The 21,853-nt window shown below is 71.8% G+C and carries 25 protein-coding genes and 1 riboswitch; of the genes, 9 read left to right on the top strand and 16 right to left on the bottom strand.

Features of this window, described 5'->3' with window-relative positions; translation table 11 throughout:
* Positions 1 to 29 precede the first annotated feature (29 nt).
* Positions 30 to 863 (top strand): glycosyltransferase family 2 protein, encoded by an 834-nt coding sequence (locus tag QSK32_RS17210; RefSeq protein WP_285472506.1) that lies wholly within the window; start codon positions 30 to 32, stop codon positions 861 to 863.
* A 114-nt stretch (positions 864 to 977) separates the two neighbouring features.
* The gene (locus QSK32_RS17205; protein WP_285472505.1) at positions 978 to 1,919 is read left to right on the top strand and encodes a S1 family peptidase; all 942 of its coding nucleotides are present in this window, start codon (positions 978 to 980) and stop codon (positions 1,917 to 1,919) included.
* On the opposite strand, the gene QSK32_RS17200 is transcribed toward QSK32_RS17205, so the two are convergent.
* Positions 1,807 to 2,913: a hypothetical protein gene (locus tag QSK32_RS17200; RefSeq protein ID WP_285472504.1), complete on the bottom strand. Its 1,107-nt coding sequence runs from the start codon at positions 2,911 to 2,913 to the stop codon at positions 1,807 to 1,809. The two genes, QSK32_RS17205 and QSK32_RS17200, sit on opposite strands and share 113 nt — an antisense overlap.
* Entirely contained in the window at positions 2,913 to 3,608 is a 696-nt protein-coding gene (locus QSK32_RS17195; RefSeq protein WP_285472503.1) for an SGNH/GDSL hydrolase family protein, read from the bottom strand. Before QSK32_RS17195 ends, QSK32_RS17200 begins: the two co-directional genes overlap by 1 nt.
* 74 nt (positions 3,609 to 3,682) lie before the next feature.
* Between QSK32_RS17195 and QSK32_RS17190 the strand changes: the two genes are divergently transcribed.
* A complete protein-coding gene (locus QSK32_RS17190; RefSeq protein WP_285472502.1) occupies positions 3,683 to 4,255 on the top strand; it encodes a TetR/AcrR family transcriptional regulator in 573 nt (190 codons plus the stop codon).
* Between the two features lie 6 nt (positions 4,256 to 4,261).
* Here the strand turns inward: QSK32_RS17190 and QSK32_RS17185 are convergent, their stop codons facing one another.
* From QSK32_RS17185 to QSK32_RS17160, 6 genes are all read right to left on the bottom strand, one after another.
* Entirely contained in the window at positions 4,262 to 4,597 is a 336-nt protein-coding gene (locus QSK32_RS17185; RefSeq protein ID WP_045747534.1) for a hypothetical protein, read from the bottom strand.
* 8 nt (positions 4,598 to 4,605) lie between these two features.
* A complete protein-coding gene (locus tag QSK32_RS17180; protein ID WP_045747535.1) occupies positions 4,606 to 5,247 on the bottom strand; it encodes a nucleotidyl transferase AbiEii/AbiGii toxin family protein in 642 nt (213 codons plus the stop codon).
* Between the two features lie 25 nt (positions 5,248 to 5,272).
* Positions 5,273 to 5,620: a hypothetical protein gene (locus QSK32_RS17175; RefSeq protein WP_045747536.1), complete on the bottom strand. Its 348-nt coding sequence runs from the start codon at positions 5,618 to 5,620 to the stop codon at positions 5,273 to 5,275.
* Between the two features lie 78 nt (positions 5,621 to 5,698).
* Positions 5,699 to 6,451, bottom strand: a complete 753-nt coding sequence (locus tag QSK32_RS17170; protein ID WP_285472501.1) for a nucleotidyltransferase domain-containing protein — start codon at positions 6,449 to 6,451, stop codon at positions 5,699 to 5,701.
* Positions 6,452 to 6,689: 238 nt separating this feature from the next.
* On the bottom strand, positions 6,690 to 6,950 hold the full coding sequence (locus QSK32_RS17165; RefSeq protein ID WP_285472500.1) for a hypothetical protein: 261 nt from the start codon (positions 6,948 to 6,950) through the stop codon (positions 6,690 to 6,692).
* A gap of 74 nt (positions 6,951 to 7,024) precedes the next feature.
* Positions 7,025 to 7,690 (bottom strand): TetR/AcrR family transcriptional regulator, encoded by a 666-nt coding sequence (locus tag QSK32_RS17160; protein WP_285472499.1) that lies wholly within the window; start codon positions 7,688 to 7,690, stop codon positions 7,025 to 7,027.
* A gap of 55 nt (positions 7,691 to 7,745) precedes the next feature.
* Here QSK32_RS17160 and QSK32_RS17155 point away from each other — a divergent pair, with 55 nt between their 5' ends.
* Entirely contained in the window at positions 7,746 to 8,633 is an 888-nt protein-coding gene (locus QSK32_RS17155; RefSeq protein ID WP_285472498.1) for a ketopantoate reductase family protein, read from the top strand.
* Between the two features lie 14 nt (positions 8,634 to 8,647).
* Here the strand turns inward: QSK32_RS17155 and QSK32_RS17150 are convergent, their stop codons facing one another.
* On the bottom strand, positions 8,648 to 9,313 hold the full coding sequence (locus QSK32_RS17150; RefSeq protein WP_285472497.1) for a nucleotidyltransferase domain-containing protein: 666 nt from the start codon (positions 9,311 to 9,313) through the stop codon (positions 8,648 to 8,650).
* A 17-nt stretch (positions 9,314 to 9,330) separates the two neighbouring features.
* Positions 9,331 to 10,359 (bottom strand): L-glyceraldehyde 3-phosphate reductase, encoded by a 1,029-nt coding sequence (mgrA, locus tag QSK32_RS17145; protein WP_045747541.1) that lies wholly within the window; start codon positions 10,357 to 10,359, stop codon positions 9,331 to 9,333.
* Between the two features lie 27 nt (positions 10,360 to 10,386).
* Positions 10,387 to 10,471: riboswitch (glycine riboswitch) on the top strand.
* A gap of 76 nt (positions 10,472 to 10,547) precedes the next feature.
* On the opposite strand from mgrA, the gene gcvP reads away from it, so the two are divergent.
* Complete coding sequence (gcvP, locus tag QSK32_RS17140) at positions 10,548 to 13,358, top strand: aminomethyl-transferring glycine dehydrogenase (RefSeq protein WP_285472496.1); 2,811 nt, start codon at positions 10,548 to 10,550, stop codon at positions 13,356 to 13,358.
* Between the two features lie 82 nt (positions 13,359 to 13,440).
* Here gcvP and QSK32_RS17135 read toward each other — a convergent pair whose 3' ends face one another.
* Entirely contained in the window at positions 13,441 to 13,641 is a 201-nt protein-coding gene (locus QSK32_RS17135) for a DUF5999 family protein (RefSeq protein WP_045747556.1), read from the bottom strand.
* Between the two features lie 122 nt (positions 13,642 to 13,763).
* On the opposite strand from QSK32_RS17135, the gene QSK32_RS17130 reads away from it, so the two are divergent.
* The 3 genes from QSK32_RS17130 (at position 13,764) to QSK32_RS17120 (ending at position 16,160) form a co-directional block, all read left to right on the top strand.
* Complete coding sequence (locus QSK32_RS17130) at positions 13,764 to 14,987, top strand: chorismate-binding protein (RefSeq protein WP_502872540.1); 1,224 nt, start codon at positions 13,764 to 13,766, stop codon at positions 14,985 to 14,987.
* Positions 14,988 to 15,122: 135 nt separating this feature from the next.
* Positions 15,123 to 15,650, top strand: coding sequence for a SigE family RNA polymerase sigma factor (locus QSK32_RS17125; RefSeq protein WP_045747544.1), 528 nt, complete (start codon positions 15,123 to 15,125; stop codon positions 15,648 to 15,650).
* A gap of 21 nt (positions 15,651 to 15,671) precedes the next feature.
* The gene (locus QSK32_RS17120; protein WP_045747545.1) at positions 15,672 to 16,160 is read left to right on the top strand and encodes a peptide deformylase; all 489 of its coding nucleotides are present in this window, start codon (positions 15,672 to 15,674) and stop codon (positions 16,158 to 16,160) included.
* A gap of 535 nt (positions 16,161 to 16,695) precedes the next feature.
* On the opposite strand, the gene QSK32_RS17115 is transcribed toward QSK32_RS17120, so the two are convergent.
* From QSK32_RS17115 to QSK32_RS17105, 3 genes are all read right to left on the bottom strand, one after another.
* Positions 16,696 to 17,250 carry a hypothetical protein gene (locus QSK32_RS17115; protein ID WP_285472495.1) on the bottom strand — a complete coding sequence of 185 codons (555 nt, stop codon included), beginning with the start codon at positions 17,248 to 17,250 and terminating at the stop codon, positions 16,696 to 16,698.
* 249 nt (positions 17,251 to 17,499) lie between these two features.
* A complete protein-coding gene (locus tag QSK32_RS17110; protein WP_285472494.1) occupies positions 17,500 to 18,867 on the bottom strand; it encodes an MFS transporter in 1,368 nt (455 codons plus the stop codon).
* A 23-nt stretch (positions 18,868 to 18,890) separates the two neighbouring features.
* A complete protein-coding gene (locus QSK32_RS17105) occupies positions 18,891 to 19,781 on the bottom strand; it encodes an aldo/keto reductase family oxidoreductase (RefSeq protein WP_285472493.1) in 891 nt (296 codons plus the stop codon).
* Positions 19,782 to 19,880: 99 nt separating this feature from the next.
* Here QSK32_RS17105 and QSK32_RS17100 point away from each other — a divergent pair, with 99 nt between their 5' ends.
* Positions 19,881 to 20,702: a helix-turn-helix domain-containing protein gene (locus tag QSK32_RS17100; protein WP_045747549.1), complete on the top strand. Its 822-nt coding sequence runs from the start codon at positions 19,881 to 19,883 to the stop codon at positions 20,700 to 20,702.
* An 82-nt stretch (positions 20,703 to 20,784) separates the two neighbouring features.
* Here the strand turns inward: QSK32_RS17100 and QSK32_RS17095 are convergent, their stop codons facing one another.
* Both QSK32_RS17095 and QSK32_RS17090 read right to left on the bottom strand, forming a co-directional pair.
* The gene (locus tag QSK32_RS17095) at positions 20,785 to 21,351 is read right to left on the bottom strand and encodes a hypothetical protein (protein WP_285472492.1); all 567 of its coding nucleotides are present in this window, start codon (positions 21,349 to 21,351) and stop codon (positions 20,785 to 20,787) included.
* Positions 21,348 to 21,833, bottom strand: a complete 486-nt coding sequence (locus QSK32_RS17090; protein WP_285472491.1) for a SigE family RNA polymerase sigma factor — start codon at positions 21,831 to 21,833, stop codon at positions 21,348 to 21,350. Before QSK32_RS17090 ends, QSK32_RS17095 begins: the two co-directional genes overlap by 4 nt.
* Positions 21,834 to 21,853: the final 20 nt, after the last annotated feature.

The following is a 21,853-nucleotide window of genomic DNA, read 5'->3' as shown; positions in this document are numbered from 1 at the left end:
CCTGAATGCCCCTCTCCGGCGAGGTCGACATGATGTCCCAGACAATGACCGTCGTCATACCCGCTTACAACGAGGAAACGGCGATCGGGCCGTGCCTGGACGCGATTCTCGCCCAGTCCCGGATTCCCGACGAGATCATCGTGGTGGACAACAACTCGACCGACGCGACCCTGTCCGTGCTGGCCGGGTACGGCGCCGCGGTCACCGTGCTGCACGAGGCCCGGCAGGGCGTCCAGCACGCCCGCAACCGGGGCTTCGGCGCCGCCACCGGCGACATCATCATCCGGATCGACGCCGACAGCCGCCTGCCCGGCACCTACCTGCAGCAGGTCGAGGCGACCTTCGCCGACCCGGCGATCGCCGCAGCCACCGGCCCGGTCCGCTACTACGACGTCATCATGCCCGGCCTGGTCGCCCGGATGGACGCGCTGATCCGCGGCATCTGGGCGCTGCGCCGCTCCCGGCGGCTGGACTGGGTGTTCGGTGCGAACATGGCGATCCGCCGGCCGGCCTGGCACGCGGTCGCCGGGCTGCTCTGCTCCGGCGAGCAGACCCACGAGGACGTCGATCTCGGCATTCATCTGCATCACGGCGGATTCTCCGTCTGTTACGACCCGCGTATGGTGGCGGCCACCTCGGCCCGCCGGATCCGCGCCGACTACGCCAGTTTCCGCCATTATCTGAAGATGACCGAACGCGGATACGCCGACCACTCGTCGGCCGCCTCTCTGCGACGCGCGCGCATCACCAACCGGTGCATTCTGGCGGCCTATCCCATTCTGCGTACGCTGCACGAGAGTCACCGCCGCCGCCAGGGGAGCCCGCTCGCCGCCGCCCGCAAGAACCCGATGGCGGGCGTCTGAGGCAACCTCCGGAGCGCGGCAACCGTCTGGTCGGGTGTGAACTTCTCTCGATGCGGCGGACGGACGGGGTTGCGCGGCGGTGGCAGGATCTCCCGGGTGCGATGGATGTGCTCGATGGTGGTGATGTCGGTTCTGGCGACGTTGGTCGGTGGGCCGGCGTTCGGCATCGCCAACGGCACCGACGTCGAGGACGGGGAGTTCCCGTTCGCCACCAAACTCACCATGATCGGCATTCCGGACGGCGACGGCGGCCGGCGCGACTCGTCCTGCTCCGGCGGGCTGATCGCGCCCCGCTGGATCCTCACCGCCGGCCACTGCTTCAAGAACGCCAAGGGCGTGCACGTCTCCAAGCTGGTGGCGAAGAAGACCACCGCGACGGTCGGCCGCGCCGACCTGACCGGTGATGCCGGCCAGGAGGCCGAGGTCGTCGAGGTGCGCCAGTCCCAGGTCGCCGACGTCGCCCTGGCGAAACTCGACCGGGAGATCACCGGGATCGCGCCGATGCGCCTCAACCGCAAGAAGCCCAAGGTCGGGCTGAGCGTGCGGCTGACCGGTTTCGGTCTGCTGCACGGCGACGACGCCGAGGTCACCGAACAGCTGCAGGTCGGCAGGTTCGAGGTCACCTCGGTCAGCAAATACGAGCTGGGCATGGCCGGCACCGCCCCGAAGAGGAGCACCAGCGCCTGCCCGCACGACTCGGGCGGGCCGTACTTCGTGCCGGACAAGACCAGCGCGGTGGTCTACGCGGTGGTGAGCAACGGGCCGACGTGCCCGCACACCGGCCCGGACGCCAGCGGGCGCATCGACACGATCGTGCCGTGGATCCTCGGCGTGATCGGCAAGGACGGCCCGACACCGGCACCGCCGTCACCCTCGCCGTCGAAGACGACACCTCCGGCGGTGGCGGCGACGTCTCCGCCCGCCGAGGAGGCGCCGTTCGGGGTCAGCATGCCGGTGGTGGCGGGGGTGGCCGGGTCGATGCTGGTGGTGCCGTTCCTGCTGATCGGGATGTCGCGGCGCAAGCACCGCAGGTTCCGGCGCGGGCGGCCGGGCTGAGGATCGCGGCGGCCAGGTCCTCCGGGGTGCGGTCGTCGGTGGTGAGCGCCTCGTCGGCGGGCTGATTCCCGGGGGCCGGGGTCCAGCTGTTGCCGGTCAACGGTGGGCCCTCGCCGGGGGCGCGGGCGGCCAGCACCTCCGGAGCGGCTTCCAGGCGGACGATCCGGAAGGACGCCTGGGGGAGGGCGGTGCGGTAGGCCGCCAGGTCGCCGGACGGTCCTGCCACGATCAGGCGGCGGGCGCCGGCGGTGTGGAAGTTGTGCCAGAGGGTGGCCAGGTTGGCGGCTCTCAGGCGGTGGTGGGGGAGGGCTCTCGGGGTGCGGAATCCCAGTTGGTCGAGGTCGGCGAAGGCGGTGTGGACGCCCCGCTGGTTCGAGAGCCGATACGTGGACCAGCCGACTGTCGACTTACCCACTGAGGGTGGGCCGCAGAGCCAGATGATCTCGCCCGGCAAAGCCTTAACCGACATTTCGTAAATGTCGGAAATGATTGGAATGCTGGGGACCGTGATCGCCGCGACCACCTCGGCGACCGACCGGCCGGTGGTGTCGATCCGCTGCCCCGGCAGGTCCAGGCGATCCAGGGCGACGGTGTAACGCTCGATCTCGTCGAGACTGTCCGCGGGACGACGGCGCTTCGTCAGGCGGCGATGCAACTCGTCCCGGTCGCAGTCGAGCCGGACGAGGCTGAGCCCCGGGATCTCCGGCGCACCGCGATCGGGGTCGAGGATGCCGGAGACCACCAGGCACCGCGCACCCGATGCCGCGTAGTGCGGGACGACAGCGCGCAGGTTGCGGTCCTTCAGCCGGTAGCGGCCGTGGTCGCCGGCCGGCTCGGGCGCCCACGCGTCCCCGCCCGGCGGGCCGTAACACATGCCGAGCTGGTCGATGTCCACGAAACCGGCCGGGACGCCCAGCCCGGTGAACAGCCGCCAGGCGACCGTCGACTTCCCGGCCCCCGGCGACCCGTGCAGCCAGAGCACCGGCATCGTCATCAGTCGATTATCGTCAGGGCGGCCACCTCCTGCGCCCACCACCGGTATCCGAGGCTGGACGGGTGGAAACGGTCGGCGCCGAAGAATCCGGGCGGCGGTGCGCCGGTGGAGGCGCCCGCGAAGGTGGTCCGCTCCGGGTTGCGGGCGCACACCTGCCGGCTGACCGCGTCCAGGGCGGCGGCCCGGTCGCCGAGGTAGTGCGCGAGCCGGGCCGGAACCACCGGGATCCGGTCGATCGGCGGAAGACCGGCGACCACCACCCTGGCCGTACGCGTGACCAGGTCGTCGAGGATCCCGGTCAGGTCGTCGTGCCACTGGTCCGGCCCGCGTCCGGCCATCACGTCGTTGACCCCGGCGAGCAGGACGACCATGTCGAGCCGGTCGCCGAGCTGGGGGACGAGCCGGTGGCGGATGCGCCGGGCGGTGGCGCCGTACTGTCCCACCACCCGCCAGTCGACCGGCTGCCCGGTGCGGGTGGCCAGCTCCCGGGCGAATCCGGCGGCGAACGCCTCCTCGTCACCGGCGGCGCCGCAGCCCGCCGCGGTGGAGTCGCCCACCACTGCCAGGCGCAGCGGGGTGCCCGCGGGCCCGGGTGCGGTGCCGCTGGTGCCGCCGCCGGGATCGGTCGCGGGCTGGAGGGTGGACCGCAGCCACAGTGCCTGGGCGGCGATGACGGGCATCCAGAGCGGATTCATGCCGGTCTCCTTCGGATACGCTGCCGTATAAGGCGACGGTAGCGGCCATGTACGGTGGCGTATACGAAAGTGTGGTGGGTCACATCAGGTTCGAGACGCGGACACCACGAGACCGGTGGATCGAAGCCGGCCTGGCGGCACTCGCCAAAGGCGGCCCCGACGCGGTGCGCGTCGAAGCCCTCGCCAAACGACTGGGCGTCACGAAAGGCGGCTTCTACGGCTTCTTCGCCGACCGCGCCGCCCTGCTGACCGCCATGCTCGACACCTGGGAACGGGAGAGCACCGACGACGTCTGGGAGCGTGTCAACCGCGAGGGCCACGACCCGAAGAGCCTGATCACCCGGGCCGGCCTGCTCACCTTCTCCACCGACCGGCTCCTGCCGATCGACCTCGCCGTCCGGGACTGGGCGCGCCGCGACCCGGCGGTCGCCGAACGTCTGCGCCGCGTCGACGACCGGCGGATGGACCTGCTGCGCCAGATGATCGGCACCTTCTGCGACGACCCCGACGAGGTGGAGGCCCGCAGCGTCCTGGCCTTCTGCCTGCTCATCGGCGAACACTTCCTGGCCGCCGGGCACGGCGACCGCACCCGGGACCAGGTCCTGCGGCGGGCCGGCGACATCATCCTCGACCGGGAACCGCGGTGACGGACCTCAGCTGGAGAAACGCTTGGCCAGGTCCCGGTGCAGCCCGGCGGCCTTCACCGCGTCGCCCTCACTGAACCCGATGCCCGGCATCTCCGCCATCCCGGACAACTGGTCGGCCAGCCGCAGATGCTGTGCGCGGGCGTGGTCCCGGCAGGCCAGGCAGGTCACCGCCTCCGGGCGGGCCGCGGTCATCGCATACGGCACGCGCTGCCCGCAGCCGGCCGTGACCTCCGCGGGCAGGTCCCCGACCAGGCCGAACGTGGAAGCGAGCGTGCTCCGGACGGCCGCGCCCGCGCCGGCGCCGTGGGCCTCCACGTGGATGTGCGGGTCACCCTGAACCATCGGACCAGTCAACCACGCGGCCAGTCGGCCAGGCGCCCGCGTAGCGTGGCGATCGCCGCCGTGTCGAGGCCGTAGAGCGCGAACCGCGCGTCGTCGAGCCGGTCCAGGTAGCGCCCGGCGTCGGCGATGTCCTCCGGGTCGAGCGCCGGGTCGGCCGCATGCGCCAGGGCGAGGACCTGATCGAGCCCGTACCGTTCCAGCGCGGCCGCGACGTCGATGTAGTCGCGGACCTCCCGCCGGTTGACCAGCGCCGCCACCTTCGTCGCGACCAGGTCGTCGAGGTGCATGACCGGCCCGACGTCCATCACCACCGGCGCCCGGTGCCGGTCGAGACGGCACAGCGTGAGGCGCAGCGCCCGGGACGTGTCGGCGACCACGAACTCCTGGATGTCGGCGTCCATCCCGGCGAACAGCTCGTCGGCCTCCTCACGGACCACCCGGTAACCGGCCGCGCTCAGCGCACTGGTCACCTCACCGGCGGCCGCCACCACACCACCGGCGGTGTCGGTGAACAGGTCGATGTCCTCGGTCGGCCGGGAGACCAGACCGTTGACCAGCCAGGCGACGCCGCCCCCGAGAACGAACCCGTGCTTGTCGGCCACGGCCAGGGCGATCCGGGCCACGTCCCGGTAGAACTCCTCGAAGGTCACGGCCTCAAACGTAGGTCGTCGGAGGTCACGGCCTCAACGCAGGGGAGAGGCGCAGCCGGGGATGCCGGGCCTCCCATGCGGCGCGGACCCCTCGAGGGAGGTTGAGCTCGGGCCAGAGCCGGACCAGCGTCGCCCCGTCGAGGTAGGCCCGCAGCTCGTCGGCGCGGATCGCCTCGCGGAGGACGTTCTCATACATCCACAGGAGCATCGTCGGCACGCTCAGGTCGAAGGCCCGTTGCGGCTGCCACCACAGGCGCAGCGGCAACTCGACCAGACCATCGGTCGGCCCGCGCAACTCACCCAGGGTGCCCGCCACGACGACCGGCCGGTGCGGCCGGGCCAGGTGTCTGACGGGTGCTGCGGTTGCGGACATGCGATCAGCCTAAACCGACATCCCGTTCCGCAGGCAAGCTCCTAGAATCCTAGGATGGCCCAGGGGTGGTGCGGCCGGTCACGGGGAGAGCCGGGTACGGACCACGAGCGAGTGCAACGCGTCCACCGCACGGATGTCCGGCTGCCGGGGGAGTGCCGAGGTGTCCCGGGCCTCCTCCAGCTCCGCCCGCAACGCGGTGACGTCGGCGGCCAGCCGCTGCGCCACCCCGGCCGGGAACGGGCCGTGTTCCGCCTCCCGCTTGGCGGCGATCAGCTCCGGCACGTACCGCAGGCGATCCGGTCCGAGCACGCCGAGATCCGCCACCACGGTCCCGGTCCGCATCAGGTGGATGCCGGTCAGCAGGACCCGCAGCAGGTACAGCGCGGGCTTGAGCTCCCCGGTCCTCGCGAACAGTCGCTCCTGCGTGGCCGCGAACCCGAGGTAGTGGTGCGCGTGGTTACTGGTGATCAGCCCCGGGGCCAGCGCGCACAGCTCCTCGTGCACCGGGCCGGTCGCCACCACCAGTGGGGACAGCAGCTGCTCCAGCACGTACCCGTTGCGGCTGTTCAACAGGCGGGCGAACTTGAGCAGGTCGTGGCTGACGACGTCGAGTTCCACCCCGTCCCGGACCCCGGCCCGCTGCAGCGTCTCCGGCCCGGTCCGCAGCCCGACGACCTCCGCCGCCGGCAGCAGGTGCGCCGCCCGCAGATCCAGATCCGAGTCCACCGACGCGAACCCGTAGAGGTGCGCGCCACTGACGGTGGCGAACACCACCGGATGATCGAGTTCGCCGACGATCCGGCCGGCCCATGCGGGGACCTCGAGAGTCACGATCAACCACCCTTCGGCGTACGCGGTGAAGGGCGCCAGTCTTCCCGGTGGCCCTACCCGTCGCGCATCCGGGCCGGGTGCGCGACGGCGCGAGTCCGTGCCCTGCCGGCCGCGCGTCGCCGGTGGGCCGCCGGGGGGTGTCCGGCCGCATGCCGTGGTTCTGCGGCCGCGGACGGCGCCGGCGACCCCGAGCCGTGACCGGGGGTCGCCGGCGCCGCGGCCGGGTGGTGTTGCGGGCCTACGAGCCGAGTGCGGTGACGACGTCGGTGCCGGGCAGGCCGGTGGCCTCGGCGACGCCCTGATGGGTGAGCAGGCCACGGTGGGTGTTGAGGCCCCGGGCCAGCGCCGGGTCGTCGGTGAGGGCGCCGGGCGGCCCCGCCACGTAACGCGTGGGCCGCCGGCAGCCCGCGTGGTGATTTGGGGCGCCCAGCGCGCCCGTAGTCACCACGCCGCGGCGGGTGTGGTGATTTGGGGCGCTCAGCGCGCCCTTAGTCACCACGCGGACGGGAATCGCACCCTGACCCCGCGAATACGTGTCTAGCCGGGTGCGAGTCGGTGGAGACGGGCCGGGCGTCAGGAGCCGGTCGGTGGCGCGCTCATCGCCGCGGTCAGGAAGGTGATCGCCCAGCGCCGTGCGGACGCGTTCGCCTCCGGCGACGGGGCGGTGGGGGAGCCGGCCCCGGGCGGGGTGCCGGGCCGGCACGACGCGGTGGGGGTGTGGGAGGCGTCGACGCGGTCGACGGCGGTGACGGCCAGGGTGCCCCGGAGGCGGAACCCCAGCTCCTCGGTGGGCAGGCCGGGCAGGGCCCGCTGGAAGGCCGCCAGGTAACGGGCCCGGAGGGTGTCCTCGGCGGGTGTCGTCCAGGCGCGCATCTCCGGGGCCGGGTCGGTGATGACGGCGACGATCAGGCGGGACCGGTGGGCGCGGGTCGCGTCGGCCGGCATGCCGTCGAACAGGGGGCCGGCGAAGGCCTCGACCAGGTCGGCGACCGTCGGGTCCGGTGAGGCGGCGAGCAGGCGGTCCAGGCCTGCGGTCTGGGCCGCGGTGATCGGGGCGACGGCGCGGCGGGCCACGGCGGCGAGCAGGTCGGCCTTGGAGCCGAAGTGGTAGCCGACGGCGGCCAGGTTGGCCCCGGCCAGGTCGGTGATCGCGCGGATCGAGGTGCCGCGGAAACCGTGCTCGGCGAAGAGGCGTTCGGCGGCGTCGAGGAGTTGGGTGCGAGTGTCGGAGCGGGCCACGTGTGCATACTATACGAACGTTTGATTCATACGTTCGTTTGAAACGGGGTACGGGATGAGAGTGCTCGTGTACGGCGCCGGGGTGCTCGGCAGCCTGTTCGCCGCGCGACTGCACGAGGCGGGGCAGGACGTGACACTGCTGGCCCGGGGCGCGCGGCTGGCCGCCCTGCGGGAACACGGTGTCCGCATCGCCGAGGGCGACCGGCCGGAGGTCCGGAGCCTGCCGATCCCGCTGACCGACGAGGCAGAGCTGCGGGCCGGCGGGGACTACGACCTGACGATCGTGTTCGTCCGGGCCCACCAGGTCGACGCGGTGCTGGCGACGCTCGCCGCGACCACCGGGGACGTGCTGTTCGCGCTGAACTGGGCGGGCGGGCCGGAGGCGCTGGGCGCGGTGATCGGCGACGAGCGGGTGCTGCTCGGGTTCGGGATCACCGGCGGGACGATGGACGGGGACGTGGTCCGCGCCCGCCCGGCCGGTGCCCTGACCCGCCGGGTGCCGATGCCGGTCGGGGAGCCGGACGGCCGGTCCACCCCGCGGCTGGAACGGGTCGTCCACACCCTGCGGGCGGCCGGGATCAAGGCGAAGCCGGAACCGCGGATGGCGGCCTGGCTGACCACGCACGCCGCCTTCGAGGTGCCGCTGGGGCAGGCGGTGCACGCCGCCGGTGGCCCGCGGGCGCTGGCCGCCGATCCGGTCGCGGTGCGGGCCATGATCCGCGGCATCCGGCAGAGCCTGGCCGCGTTGCCCGGCCCGCCGCAGCCGCGGGCGTTCGGTGCGCTGCGGATCCTGCCGGAGTGGCTGCTGGTGCCGGCGTTGCGGGCCTTCCTGCGCAGTTCGGTGGCCGTGCACAGCGGCCTCAGCGACACCTCACCGTCGGCTGCCGCGGAATACGAACGACTGGCCGGCCAGTTGCGGGCCCACACCAGCACCGGAAAGTAGCGGGGGACAAGGCCCTAGAAGTGCAGGCCCCGATCGCGGATGCCCACGAGCAGGTCGTTCACGCGTACCCGATCAGGGGTCGCCGGCAGTCTGGTCGTCGCCGCTGCCACGGTCAGCTCACCGATCAGGCGGTCGGCCCACGACGTCACCTCGGTCCACGGCACCTCGCCCCGTTTGATCGCCAGGAGCCGGTCCCGGTGGGGGGTCATGTCGAGCAGGACCTCGCCGGTGCGCAGCACGTGGGCGCCGGCCATCAGCAGCCGGAGCATGTGCATGGCCTGTTTGTGGTTGGTCTCGCCGGTGCGCGCCCGCCGGGCGGTGACACGTTTGAGCTGGTCCTGGGCGTAGTTGCCGTAGGTGTCGGCGACCCGGGCGGACAGGAACGCGCCGCGGCGGGCCAGCAGCGCCTCACCGTCCGGGGTGACCGTCTCGACGATCGGCGACCACAGCACCTCGAGGACGGTCGGGTTGGCCTGCAGCGCCAGGGTGCAGAACCGTTCGACCTCCCAGGAGAACTGTTCCTCGAGGGGGCCGTCGATGTGGGTGGGCGGCTTGTCGAGGCTCCAGAAGGAGCGGGTCGGCGCGGCGTAGACGCCCCGCCGGTCGTGGTCGGAGTCCGGGCCGTGTAAACCGTAGGCGCGGGAGCCGACCACGACCGACAGGATCGTGTGCTCGATCATGAGCAGCTAACTTACGGCTACAGGTCGAGGACCGTCGCGTCGATTTCGTCGATCTCGGCCTTGTCGAGCTTCGGCCCGGAGAGCGCGGCGATGTTGTTCTCCAGCTGGCCGACGCTGCTCGCGCCGATGATCAGGCTGGTCATCCGCGGGTCGCGCAGCGCCCAGGACAGGGCCAGCTGGGCGAGGGACTGCCCGCGCCGCTGGGCGATGTCGTTGAGCGCGTGCAGCCGGCCCATGGTCTTGGCGTCCAGGGCCTCCTCGTTGAGGAAGTGGCTGGTGCGGATCCGCGAGTCGTCCGGGATGCCCGTGAGGTAACGGTCGGTGAGCAGGCCCTGCTGCAGCGGGCTGAACGCGATGGCGCCGGCGCCGGCCTCCTCGAGGGTGTCGAGCAGGTTGTCGTGTTCGATCCAGCGGTTCAGGATCGAGTACGACGGCTGGTGGATCAGCAGCGGGGTGCCGAGGTCGCGTAGCAGGCGGGCGATCTCGGCGGCCTGGGCCGACTTGTAGTTGGAGATGCCGACGTACAGCGCCTTGCCGGAGCGGACGATGTGGTCGAGGGCGGCGGCGGTCTCCTCGAGCGGGGTCTCCGGGTCCGGCCGGTGGTGGTAGAAGATGTCGACGTAGTCGAGGCCGAGCCGCCCGAGGGACTGGTCGAGCGAGCTGACCAGGTATTTGCGGCTGCCGAAATCGCCGTACGGGCCGTCCCACATGACGTAGCCGGCCTTGGTGGAGACGATGATCTCGTCGCGGTACGCCTTGAGGTCGGTGGCGAGGAGCCGGCCGAAGTTGCTCTCCGCGCTGCCGGGCGGCGGGCCGTAGTTGTTGGCCAGGTCGAAGTGGGTCACGCCGAGGTCGAAGGCGCGGCGCACGATCTCGCGCTGCCGGTCGAGCGGGCGGGTGTCGCCGAAGTTGTGCCACAGCCCGAGGGAGATGGCGGGGAGCTTGAGCCCGCTGCGGCCGGCACGGCGGTATTCCATGCTGTCGTAACGGGTGGAGTCAGGGTTGTACGTCACACCCCCCACCCTAGGGTTGTGATCCACCCGCATGCGCGCTGGTAGGTTGGTGGGGCCGGTTACTCCCGCGCGGGAGAGACCATATCGGCGCCGAAGGGGCAAATCCTCCCCGGAACCTCTCAGGCAAAAGGACCGCGCGGGCAGGCGACTCTGAAGTACCCGGCGTGGGTATGACAGAGGGGGAGGTTGTTCCTCGACCTTCTCGACGCCTGGAGTCGCGCATGACGTCCCCCTTCGTACCCCGTCACATCGGTTCCGGTGCGGACGAGCAGTCCCACATGCTCAAGGCCGTCGGTTACGCCTCCCTGGACGACCTGATGGACGCCGCGATCCCGGAGTCGATCCGCTTCCACGGCACCCTGGACCTGCCGGCCGGCGCCTCCGAGCAGGAGACGATCGCCGAGCTGCGGGCCATCGCGGCCCGCAACGTGTTGGCAACCCCGATGATCGGGCTGGGCTACTACAACACGGTCACCCCGGCGGTGATCAAGCGGAACGTGCTGGAGAACCCGGCCTGGTACACGGCGTACACGCCGTACCAGCCGGAGATCAGCCAGGGGCGCCTGGAGGCGCTGCTGAACTTCCAGACCATGGTGACCGACCTCACCGGTCTGACCACGGCGAACGCGTCGATGCTCGACGAGGCGACGGCCGTCGCGGAGGCGATGACCCTCGCGCGCCGGACTTCCAAGAACAAGACGATGGTGTACGCGGTGGACGCCGACACGTTCCCGCAGACGCTGTCGGTGCTGCGCACCCGGGCGGAACCGCTCGGCATCGAGGTGCGGGTCGTCGACCTGGACACCGAGGAGCTGCCGGAGGAGTTCTTCGGCCTGCACCTGCAGTACCCGGGGGCGTCCGGGGCGATCCGCGACCACGCCGCGCTGGTCGAGGCGGCCCACGCGAAGGGCGCCCTGGTGGCGGTCGCCGCCGACCTGCTCGCCCTGACGCTGCTGCGCGCGCCGGGCGAGATCGGTGCGGACATCGCGGCCGGCACCACCCAGCGGTTCGGGGTGCCGCTCGGCTTCGGTGGCCCGCACGCCGGTTACCTGGCGGTGCGTGCCGGACTGGAGCGGTCGCTGCCGGGCCGGCTGGTCGGGGTCTCCAAGGACGCGGACGGGGCTCCGGCGTACCGGCTCGCCCTGCAGACCCGGGAACAGCACATCCGCCGGGAGAAGGCGACGAGCAACATCTGCACGGCGCAGGTGCTGCTCGCGGTGATGGCGAGCATGTACGCGGTCTACCACGGTCCGGCCGGCGTCCGCGCGATCGCGTCGCGTACCCACGAGAAGGCCCGGGCGCTCGCGGCCGGTCTCGCCGCCGCGGGCGTGGAGATCACGCAGGCCGCGTTCTTCGACACGGTGACCGCACGGGTGCCGGGCAGGGCCGCCGCGGTGGTGGCCGCGGCCGCCGCCGAGGAGGTCGACCTGCTGCTCGTCGACGCCGACCGGGTGTCGGTGTCGTGTGACGAGACCACCACCGACGCGCAGATCGCGATCGTGCTCGCCGCGTTCGGGGCGTCCCCGGCGAAGGCCGGTGCGGCGGTCATCCCGGCCGCGCTGGAGCGCACCACCGCGTTCCTGACCCACCCGGTGTTCAACACGCACCACTCCGAGACGAGCATGCTGCGCTACCTGCGCAAACTGTCGGACCGGGACTACGCCCTGGACCGCGGCATGATCCCGCTGGGCTCGTGCACGATGAAGCTGAACGCCACCACCGAGATGGAGGCGGTCACCTGGCCGGAGTTCGCCGACATCCACCCCTTCGCCCCTGCGGACCAGACGCAGGGGTACGAAGCGCTCGTCGCCCAGCTGGAGGCGTGGCTGGCCGAGATCACCGGGTACGACGCGGTGAGCGTGCAGCCGAACGCCGGTTCGCAGGGTGAACTGGCCGGTCTCCTCGCCATCCGCGGCTACCACCGGTCGCGGGGCGAGACGCACCGCGACGTCTGCCTGATCCCGTCCAGCGCGCACGGCACGAACGCGGCCAGCGCCGTGATGGCCGGCATGCGGGTGGTCGTGGTGGCGTGTGACGCCGACGGCAACGTCGACCTGGCCGACCTGGACGCGAAGATCGACAAGCACCGGGACGCGCTCTCCGCGATCATGGTGACCTACCCGTCGACGCACGGCGTGTACGAGACGTCGATCGCCGACCTGTGCGCCAAGGTGCACGAGGCCGGCGGTCAGGTGTACGTCGACGGCGCCAACCTCAACGCGCTCGTCGGCTACGCCCGGCCCGGCAGGTTCGGCGCCGACGTGTCCCACCTGAACCTGCACAAGACGTTCTGCATCCCGCACGGCGGCGGCGGTCCCGGGGTGGGCCCGGTGGCGGTCCGCGCGCACCTGGCCGGCTTCCTGCCGGGCGACCCGCGGGAGGCCGGCGACCACCACGCGGTGTCGGCCGCCGCGCACGGGTCGGCGGGCATCCTGCCGATCTCGTGGGCGTACGTGCGGATGATGGGCCCGGACGGTCTGGCGCAGGCGACCGCGGCGGCGGTGCTGGCGGCCAACTACGTGGCGGCGCGGCTGCGCGAGCACTTCCCGGTGCTGTACGCGGGCAACAACGGCCTCGTCGCGCACGAGTGCATCCTCGACCTGCGGCCGATCACCAAGGCGACCGGCGTGACGGTCGACGACGTGGCGAAGCGGCTGATCGACTACGGCTTCCACGCGCCGACGATGTCGTTCCCGGTGTCCGGGACGCTGATGGTGGAGCCGACCGAGAGCGAGGACCTGACCGAGCTGGACCGGTTCGTCGCCGCGATGATCGCGATCAAGGGCGAGATCGACAAGGTGGCCGAGGGCGTCTGGCCGGCGGGCGACAACCCGCTGGTCAACGCCCCGCACACGGCGTCGGCGGTGTCGGCCGACGAGTGGGAGCACGCGTACCCGCGGTCGGTGGCCGGGTTCCCGGCGGGCGTGGACCGGACGGCGAAGTACTGGCCGCCGGTGCGGCGCATCGACGGGGCGTTCGGCGACCGGAACCTGGTCTGCTCGTGCCCGTCGCCGGAGGCGTTCGAGGACTAGTCCTCTGCTTCCTCTCCGCGCGGTGTGCGCAGGTCGCGGTCGTCATCGATCGCGGCCTGCGCCGTCTGTGGCGGCAGCGGTGTCAGGCTGCCAGGGCGTGTACGGCGGGGCCCCGGTGCGGCGCGATGGTGGTGCCGTCCGGGAGGAGCTCGCCGGTGTCGGAGAAGACGATGACGCCGTTGCAGAGAAGGCTCCAGCCCTGCTCCTGGAAGGTGGCCAGGATGCGGGCGGCCTCACGGTCGGTGGCGTCGGCGCTGGGGCAGGGAATCATGTGCTGGCACATCAGGATGTTCTCCGGATCGGGGGCTGTGTGAAGGTTCACAAAGTCGGTGACGGACGTTACCTCACATCGAACGAGAGCGGTTCGAGCGAGTGACGTCCCCGACGCGTGTGTCCACGCCTTCGATGGTCCACGGCAGGCCACCCTTCGACCACCCAGAGGAACCCCTGCCGGGGTCACCGCCGGGTGCGCCGGGTGGCTGCCAGGCCCGTCACCATGCGTTACGTGTGTTCCGGTGGCATCGGGGTGATCCCGGTGACCCTGCCGAGCTTGTGTCCGGGTTTCTGGCCGACAACGGACTGCCGGTGCGAAACCTTGGCCGAACGGCTGACAAGAATCGGACGATCGGCGATAGCACTATTTGCGGAGCGGCACTCTACGTGTCGGCTGATGCCGGATGCGTAATGGCCGGTGCAGCCCTCGGAGCACCCACGCCGGTCCCCTCGATTCCCGATGTTTATGCGGTCATCTACGGTCATAGCAGCTTTTCAAATCGTTTGTCCGAAACTGGGCGGTCGTGGCGCCTCGGAGACTGGCAGACCTCCTGGACCCCCGCCGACCACGCCGCCGCGGTCGACACGGTCCGCGCCGCGATCGGCCGCGGCGACGTCTACGTCGTCAACCTGGTCGGGCACGCGTCAGCCACCTACCACGGCGACCCGCTGCCGGCGCTGCACCGGGTCGCCGCCCTGCCCGGCGCCCGCTACGGCGGCGTCCTCACCGGCGACGGCTGGGCACTGGGCACCGCCTCCCCGGAGACCCTCGTCGAGGTCCGCGACGGCCGGGTCGTCACCCGCCCGATCAAAGGCACCCGGCCGGCCACCGCCGCCGGACGCGCCGCCCTGCTCGGCTCGGCCAAGGAACGCGCCGAACACATCATGATCGTCGACCTGGAACGCAACGACCTGGCCCGGCTGCCCGGCACCGGCCCGGTCCGCGTCGACGAACTCTTCGCCGTCCGCGAATGGTCCGGCCTGTGGCAGGCCGAATCGGTGGTGTCCGCCCCGCTCGACGGCGACGTCGGCCTGGCCGACCTGCTGCGCGCGGCCTGCCCCGGCGGCAGCGTCACCGGAGCCCCGAAACTCGCCGCCCTCGCCGAGATCGCCGCCCTGGAACCGGTCGGCCGCGGCGTCAGCATGGGCGCGGTCGGCTGGATCGGCCACGACCACCTCGACCTGGGCCTGACCATCCGCACGGTGGCCGCCGACGGCCACCGCCTGCACGCCTGGGCCGGCGGTGGCATCACCATCGACAGCGACCCCGGCGAGGAGGTCGCCGAGGCCGCCGCGAAGGCCGCACCACTGCGCACCGCACTCGCCGCACGGGAGCCGGGCACAGCCGTCTCATAGCGCTCTCCGAGCCGTCTCTACCTATTGCGTGCCACTGTCGGCGTCCGCCCCCACGAACGGCGGCCGAGCGCGTACTTTGACGTCCGCGCGGCACCGGGACGCAACACAAGGTGTAGAGAAGGCGACGACGCGAACATGCTTGAACTGCTGGAAAGGCCGGTCACACCGGCAGGAGACGAACGTGAGGAGTTCGCACGTTTCGCCGGGGCCAGTGTCGCCCGGCTGCACAGCAGCGCCTACCAGCTGTGCCGCGACTGGCACCTGGCCCAGGACCTCACCCAGACCACCCTCACCAAACTGTTCCAGAGCTGGGGACGTGCCGCCGACAGCGACAACCTTCCGGCGTACGCGCAGAAGGTCCTCCTGCGGGTCTACCTCGACCACCGCCGCCGCCGCAGCTCCACCGAGGCCGTGCCGGGTGCCCTGCGCGAACCCGCCTACTCGGTCAGCCCCGAACTACGGCTGACGATGATGGAGGCGGTCGGCCGGCTACCCGCCCGCGACCGGGCCATCGTGCTGCTGCGCTACTTCGCCGACCACAGCGTGGAACAGGTCGCCGAGGAACTGGACGTGCCCGTCAACGTGGTCAAGAGTCAGACCCGCCGCTCGCTGCTCAAATTGCGTCAGATGCTGGTCACCGACCGCCCCGCCCTGTTCGCGTAACGACCCATTAGCCTTTGAGGCATGACAGTTCGTCCCATCCGGATCTACGGCGACCCGGTCCTGCGCACCCCCGCCGACCCGGTCACCACCTTCGACGCCGAGCTGCGCTCGCTGATCAGCGACCTGGAGGACACCGTCCGCGAACCGGGCCGCGCCGGGGTGGCCGGCCCGCAGATCGGGGTGGGCCTGCGGATCTTCTCCTACAACGTGGGCGGCGTCGTCGGCCACATGGTCAACCCGGTCCTCAGCGACTTCGACGGCACGCAGACCGACGAGGAGGGCTGCCTGTCGCTGCCCGGCCTCGGCTACCAGACGACCCGGGCACAATCGGTCACGGCGACCGGTTTCGACCAGCACGGCGAGCCGCTGGTGATCCGCGGCGAGGGGTTCCTGGCCCGCGCCCTGCAACACGAGACCGACCACCTGGACGGCCGCCTCTACGTCGACACCCTGACCGGCGACGTCCGCCGGCAGGCGCTGCGCGAGATGCGCCGCGTCATTCCCCGCTGACTCCGGTCGCCTGCCGCCGCCGCGGCTGCCATCACGTCTGCCGAGCGCCGTCTCCGGTTGCTTCGTGCGTCGGCGCCGTCGGGTCACTCGCGGACTCCCGGGGCCGTCGTCGAGATCGGAACAGGTTCGGTGGCGTTTCGGCCGCCCCGGCCGTCGCCCATGGTCTGCCCGAGCGCCGAAAGCGGCCGTGGGTGACGGCTGGGTGAGTCGGAGCCGTCCTCGGCGGCTGATTACCGTCCTCCAGGCAGCTGTGGTCGACGGCTCGACCGGCTCGGCCGTCGGCTGTGGTTCGTCAGCGAGTCGGAATCGACCGTGGGCGACGGCCGGGCCGATCGAGCCGTCGCCGAGGGTTCGTTTGCGGGCCGGAATCGACCGTGAGCGACGGCCGGTCGTCCTGGGCCGTCGTCCACGGTCTGTCTGTGCGTCGAAACCGGCCACCGACGACGGCCGGCCACCGCGAGGCGTCGTCGGTGGCTGCGGCCCGGCGGGTTGTCCGACGTGGCAGCCACCGACGAGCAGCGACGGCTACGCGGATTCAAGGCATCTCCACCATGCCGGGGGTGGCCCGGGCCCAGTCGTCGCGGCGGATGGTGCAGGCCAGCGACGTGGTGCCGAACGTCTTCTTGTCCTCGTCGCAGGGGATGGCGAGCACCAGCGCGAGAGTCTCCGGATCCTGCCAGGTGATCTGCCGAACCTCCCGGGGATGTTCCAGCAGCGACACGGTAGCGCCGGTGGACAGGTCCAGCAGGAGCAGTTCGCCGTGATAGGACCAACCGCCGTCGTACGCGCCGGTGCCGATCACCAGCAACGGCAGGGTGGGATGGAAGGCGAGTGCGTTGACCGGCCAATGCGTGGTCGACGCGAACAGGCAGGTGAGGTCGTCGGAGCGATAGACGGCCGTCGGATGCCGGCCCGGATGCGGTAGTGATCGGCGGGAGACGTCGCGGCCGTGCCACTGCGGCCGGGGGAGCGCCCCGCCCACCGCGATGAGCGACTCGTCGGGCGAGGCCACGGCGACACGCGGCCGGCCGATCTCGGCGAAGGGGCCACCGCCCAGCACCCGGTCCACCCGGATGGCGAGGGCGCTCACCGCGTACCCGGAAGCTCGATTCTTTTGATCATGGGCGAAGCCTACCTAGGCGGTAGACGAGGCAGGTAACCGCTACAGACGGGCTGCCGGCAGCACGCCGTGGAGGATGCGCCCGGCCGGTGGCAGGAAGACCTGCGGGAGGAACAGGGCGTACCCGACGGCGAAGAGCACGTCCGCCCGCCAGGCCGGTGGTGACGCCCGCGACCGCCAGCAGGAGCAGGCCGGCGCCGAACATCGTGAGCGCGGCTTCTAGGAACGGAAGCTACTTTCCGTAGTTTCAAAGCGACGCCGCTCAGCTGACCGAGAGTAACCACCGCGCAGGTCCAGCAGCGAACAGATCAGGGCGGCGGTCATCAACGCCGCGCACACCACCAGTGCCGCCGTGGAGGACCTGGTCAGCACGATGCCGGTCACCGCCGCGGTCGCCACCGTCGCCGAGATGCGCTGGGTGACCTGCAGGAACGCCCCGGCCAGACCGGCGTGGGCGGCCGGTGCGTGGGCGAGCGTCAGCGCCTGGTTCGGCGAGACGATCAGGCCGCCGGACAGGCCCATCGCGAGCTGTGTCGCCATCAGCGCGGCCTGGCCGCCGATGCCGTTGTTAACGATCACTACCGTGGCCAGGTCGGCGGTCACCGCGGCCGCCAGTGCGCACGCCACTCCGCGGCGCCCGAACCGGCCCACCACCCGCCAGCTCTGCCACGAGGCGCACGCGAAACCCAGCGCGCTCGGCAGCGCCGTCACCGCCGCCCGCAGCGGCGACCAGCCCAGGGTGTCCTGCAGATACAGCACCAGCACCAGCGTCGTCGACAGCGACGCCCCGAACTGGAACATCGCGGTCAGCACGCCCAGGGTGTACCCGCGGCTGCCCAGCAGCTCCGGCAGCAGCAGCGGCGCCGGGCAGCGGCGTTCCCACCAGAGCAGGGCCGCCAGTCCCAGGACCGCACCGGCGAGCGTCGCCGGGTGCAGCACGAACGGCAGCAGCAGCCCCAGCGTGACGACCGCCAGCAGGGCCAGTCCGGGCAGGTCCAGCGGGGTGCGGCGGACCGTCGTGGGGCGGGGCAGCAGCCGCAGCGCCAGCGGGATCGTGAGCAGCCCGAACGGCACGGTCAGCAGCAGCACGAACCGCCAGCCGTGCGCCGGCCCGGCCAGCGAGATGACCACGCCGCCGACGACCGGGCCGATCACCCCGGCGACACCGCCGACGGTGGCGTACGCGCCCAGCGCCCGGGCCCGGTCGCGCCCGGTGAACAGGTCCTGGATGATGCCGTAGACCTGCGGGTTGACGATGCCCGCGCCGGCGCCCTGCAGCAGCCGGGCCGCCGCCACCACCCACGGTTCGGTTGCCGTGCCGGCCAGCACGGCCGACAGAGTGAACAGGGCGATGCCGCCGGCGAACAGGCCGCGGCGCCCGTACCGGTCACCCAGCCGCCCGGCCGGCACCAGCGCCAACCCGAAGGTGAGCGAGTAGCCGGCCAGGATCCACTGGGTGGTGACCGGTCCCGCCCCCAGCGACGAGCGCAGGGACGGGACCGCGGTGGTCATGCTGGCCTGGTCGAGCAGGGTGGTGAAGGCGGCGGCGAGACAGACGGCGAGGACTACGGCGGAGCGGCGGGGCACCCCGTGACCATATTTCCTAATACCTATAGGTGAACAGTGTTATCCGGTGCGCCGATCGCGTCCAGCTCGGCCACGTCCTCGGTGCCGAGGGTCAGGCCCGCGCCGGCGATGTTCTCCTCCAGGTGCGCCACCGACGACGTACCCGGGATCAGCAGGATGTTCGGCGACCGCTGCAGCAGCCAGGCCAGCGCCACCGCCATCGGCGTCGCCCCGAGCCGCGACGCCACCGTGGTCAGCTCCGCCGACTGCAGCGGCGAGAACCCGCCCAGCGGGAAGTACGGCACGTAGGCGATGCCCTGCGCGGCGAGCGCGTCGATCAGGGCGTCGTCGGCACGGTTCGCGATGTTGTAGAAGTTCTGCACGCACACCACCGGCGCGATCGTCTGCGCCTCGGCCACCTGCTCGGCGTTCACCGTGCTCAGCCCCAGATGCCGGATCAGGCCCTGGTCACGCAGCTCGGCCAGCGCGGCGAACTGCTCGGCGATCGACCCCGGCTCCGGATCGCTGTACCCGCCCACCCGCAGGTTCACCACGTCGATCGTCTCCAGGCCCAGCGTGCGCAGGTTGTCGTGGACCTGCTGCCGCAACTCGGCCGGGGTGCGCGCATGCGGCCAGCCTCCTTGCGCATCGCGGCGCGCGCCGACCTTGGTGACCAGACACAGACCTCGGGGGTACGGGGTGAGCGCCTCCCTGATGATCTCGTTGGTGACATGCGGACCGTAGAAGTCGGCCGTGTCGATGTGGTCGATGCCGTGCTCGACGGCGGCGCGCAGCACGGCCACCGCCCCGGGGCGGTCCTGCGGCGGCCCGAACACGCCGGGGCCGGCCAGCTGCATCGCGCCGTACCCGAAACGGTGCAGATCCCGGTCCCCGAGTCGGTGGACGCCGCCGGGAAGTGTGGTGGAAACGGTCATGCCTCCACGATGGGCGCCGCCGCCGGGGGTGGGCAGTGCCCCGGCGATCCTGGGAGTGGCAGGGCCAGGATCGTCGGCGTGCTCCGTTCGTACAGTGGAATGGTGAATGCCCTGGGGGAGTATCTGCGTGCCCGGCGGGCCCTGATCCGGCCGGCGGACGCCGGTCTGCGGGTGATCGGCGTGCGCCGCACGCCGGGCCTGCGCCGCGAGGAGGTCGCGACCCTGGCCGGCATCAGCGCCGACTACTACCTGCGCCTGGAGCAGGGCCGGGACCGTAATCCGTCGCCGCAGGTGCTCGCCGCGCTGGCCCGGGTCTTTCAGCTGGACGCCACGGCCACCGCGCACCTGCTGTCGCTGACCGGTGGCGGTCCCCGCCCGGTGGCCCGCCGCTCCCGGCGCGAACAGGTCCCGGCCGGTCTGCGGCAGCTGCTCGACGTGGTGGGGCTCCCGGCGTTCGTGGAGAACCGGCATTTCGACGTCCTGGCGGTGAACACCCTGGCCGCGGCGCTGTCCCCGGCGATCAGGGTGGGGGAGAACCGGATGCGGTCGGTCTTCCTCGACCCGGCCGAACGCGATCTGCACGTCGACTGGGACGCCCTACTCGGTGGGATGGTCGCCTCCTTCCGTGCGTCGATCGGCACCGAGTCCGCCGATCCGCGGGTGACCGAGCTGGTGGGGGAGTTGTCGCTGGCCAGCGAGGAGTTCCGGCACCTGTGGGCGCGACACGACGTGAAGGCGCCGACCGGGGGTGAGGTGCGGATGAACCATCCGGTGGTGGGCCCGCTGACGTTGCGCCGCGAGAAGCTGCAGTCCGACGGCTTGATCCTGGCGCTGTACCACGCGGAGCCGGGCTCGCCGACGGCCGCGGCGCTGTCGCTGCTGGCGTCACTGTCCGTTCCGGCCTCTCTCCTAGAATCCTAGGACGGAGTACGCGTGGTGCTCCGCACCACCGACAAGGAGAGGACGGCTTCGCCGACCGGCCCCTCCACATCGTGGGGGAGGCCTACCGGGTGGCGGTGCGCCAGATGGCGGCGGTGGCGGGATCGTAGTAGCGGGTGTTGCCGCATCCCCGGGCCATCGGCAGGTCGCCGCTGACGAGCAGGCGGGTGCCGACGGTGTACGAGGGCCCGGCCTCACTGGCGAGCTCGGGGAACACGACCGGGGCCGCCATCTGCACGGTCGTGGCGGTGCCGGTGTCGCCGCGGAACCATTCGTGGACGGTGAAACTCACCGAGACGATGCTCCCCGTGGTGTCGCCGTCGATGCCGGTGACCGTGCCGTCGAAGGCGAAGCCGCGGCCGGCGACGTCCTCCGGTTCGGCCACGTCGCAGTCCTGCCCGCCGCCCGGGAGCGGGCCCTGCTGGTGGCCGGCCGGGGGCGGGGGCTGGAGGGCGTACACGGTGGCGCCGGTCCCGGCCAGGACCGCCAGGGCGAGTCCGGCGGCCGCGGTCCGCAGGCGCTGCCGGTGGACCCGCTGCGGGATGCGGAACACGTCGTCGGTGAGGTGTGGTGCGTCGTCGGCCTGCCGGTGCAGGGTGGCGCGCAGGGATTCTTCGACGGGGTCGGTCATGTCGTCTCCTCGGAGGTGGCGCGCAGGGTGGCCAGGGCGCGGGAGGCGGTGGCGCGGACGGCGCTCGGGGTGATGCCGAGGGTGTCGGCGATGTCCGCGTCGGCGAGGTCGAGGTAGTAGCGCAGTACGAGGATGGTGCGAGCCCGGGGTGCCAGGTGGGCGAGGAGCCGGTCGGTGTGGTCACGGGCGGCGGTGGGGTCGCTGGCGTCGGGGGCCGGGGTGGGCTGGTGGATCGTGTGGTGCGGGTCGACCGGGCGTTCGGTGAAGGAGCGGCGGCGTCGCCAGCCGAGGTAGGTGTTGGTCAGGATGCGCTGGACGTAGGCGTGTGGGTTGCGGGCGTCGGTGACCTTCTTCCAGTGGCGGTAGGCGTCGGTCAGTGCGGTCTGGGTCAGGTCTTCGGCGAGGTGGGGGTCGCCGGTGAGCAGGTACGCCAGGCGCATCAGGGATTGGCCCCGGCGCCTGACGTATTCCTCGAAGATCACGGGATGCCTTCCGGTCGCTG

Origin of the sequence: Actinoplanes sp. NBRC 101535 (genome assembly GCF_030269225.1) — a bacterium.
In the GTDB taxonomy this organism is placed as follows: Bacteria; Actinomycetota; Actinomycetes; order Mycobacteriales; family Micromonosporaceae; genus Actinoplanes; species Actinoplanes rectilineatus.
Note: the sequence above shows the minus strand (reverse complement) of the source record. Positions and strands in the feature narration are given on the sequence as shown.

Bases quoted from the DNA above. Each gene is read 5' to 3' on its own strand.
- mgrA (WP_045747541.1), bottom strand. From the start codon at position 10,359: ATGCGGGTGGATCACAACCCTAGGGTGGGGGGTGTGACGTACAACCCT.
- QSK32_RS17120 (WP_045747545.1), top strand. From the start codon at position 15,672: ATGACAGTTCGTCCCATCCGGATCTACGGCGACCCGGTCCTGCGCACC.
- QSK32_RS17095 (WP_285472492.1), bottom strand. From the start codon at position 21,351: ATGACCGACCCCGTCGAAGAATCCCTGCGCGCCACCCTGCACCGGCAG.
- QSK32_RS17205 (WP_285472505.1), top strand. From the start codon at position 978: ATGGTGGTGATGTCGGTTCTGGCGACGTTGGTCGGTGGGCCGGCGTTC.
- QSK32_RS17105 (WP_285472493.1), bottom strand. From the start codon at position 19,781: ATGACCGTTTCCACCACACTTCCCGGCGGCGTCCACCGACTCGGGGAC.
- QSK32_RS17135 (WP_045747556.1), bottom strand. From the start codon at position 13,641: ATGTGCCAGCACATGATTCCCTGCCCCAGCGCCGACGCCACCGACCGT.
- QSK32_RS17150 (WP_285472497.1), bottom strand. From the start codon at position 9,313: ATGATCGAGCACACGATCCTGTCGGTCGTGGTCGGCTCCCGCGCCTAC.
- QSK32_RS17100 (WP_045747549.1), top strand. From the start codon at position 19,881: ATGGTGAATGCCCTGGGGGAGTATCTGCGTGCCCGGCGGGCCCTGATC.
- QSK32_RS17195 (WP_285472503.1), bottom strand. From the start codon at position 3,608: ATGAATCCGCTCTGGATGCCCGTCATCGCCGCCCAGGCACTGTGGCTG.
- QSK32_RS17125 (WP_045747544.1), top strand. From the start codon at position 15,123: ATGCTTGAACTGCTGGAAAGGCCGGTCACACCGGCAGGAGACGAACGT.
- QSK32_RS17130 (WP_502872540.1), top strand. From the start codon at position 13,764: ATGGTCCACGGCAGGCCACCCTTCGACCACCCAGAGGAACCCCTGCCG.
- QSK32_RS17210 (WP_285472506.1), top strand. From the start codon at position 30: ATGATGTCCCAGACAATGACCGTCGTCATACCCGCTTACAACGAGGAA.
- QSK32_RS17175 (WP_045747536.1), bottom strand. From the start codon at position 5,620: ATGTCCGCAACCGCAGCACCCGTCAGACACCTGGCCCGGCCGCACCGG.
- QSK32_RS17200 (WP_285472504.1), bottom strand. From the start codon at position 2,913: ATGACGATGCCGGTGCTCTGGCTGCACGGGTCGCCGGGGGCCGGGAAG.
- QSK32_RS17155 (WP_285472498.1), top strand. From the start codon at position 7,746: ATGAGAGTGCTCGTGTACGGCGCCGGGGTGCTCGGCAGCCTGTTCGCC.
- gcvP (WP_285472496.1), top strand. From the start codon at position 10,548: ATGACGTCCCCCTTCGTACCCCGTCACATCGGTTCCGGTGCGGACGAG.
- QSK32_RS17185 (WP_045747534.1), bottom strand. From the start codon at position 4,597: ATGGTTCAGGGTGACCCGCACATCCACGTGGAGGCCCACGGCGCCGGC.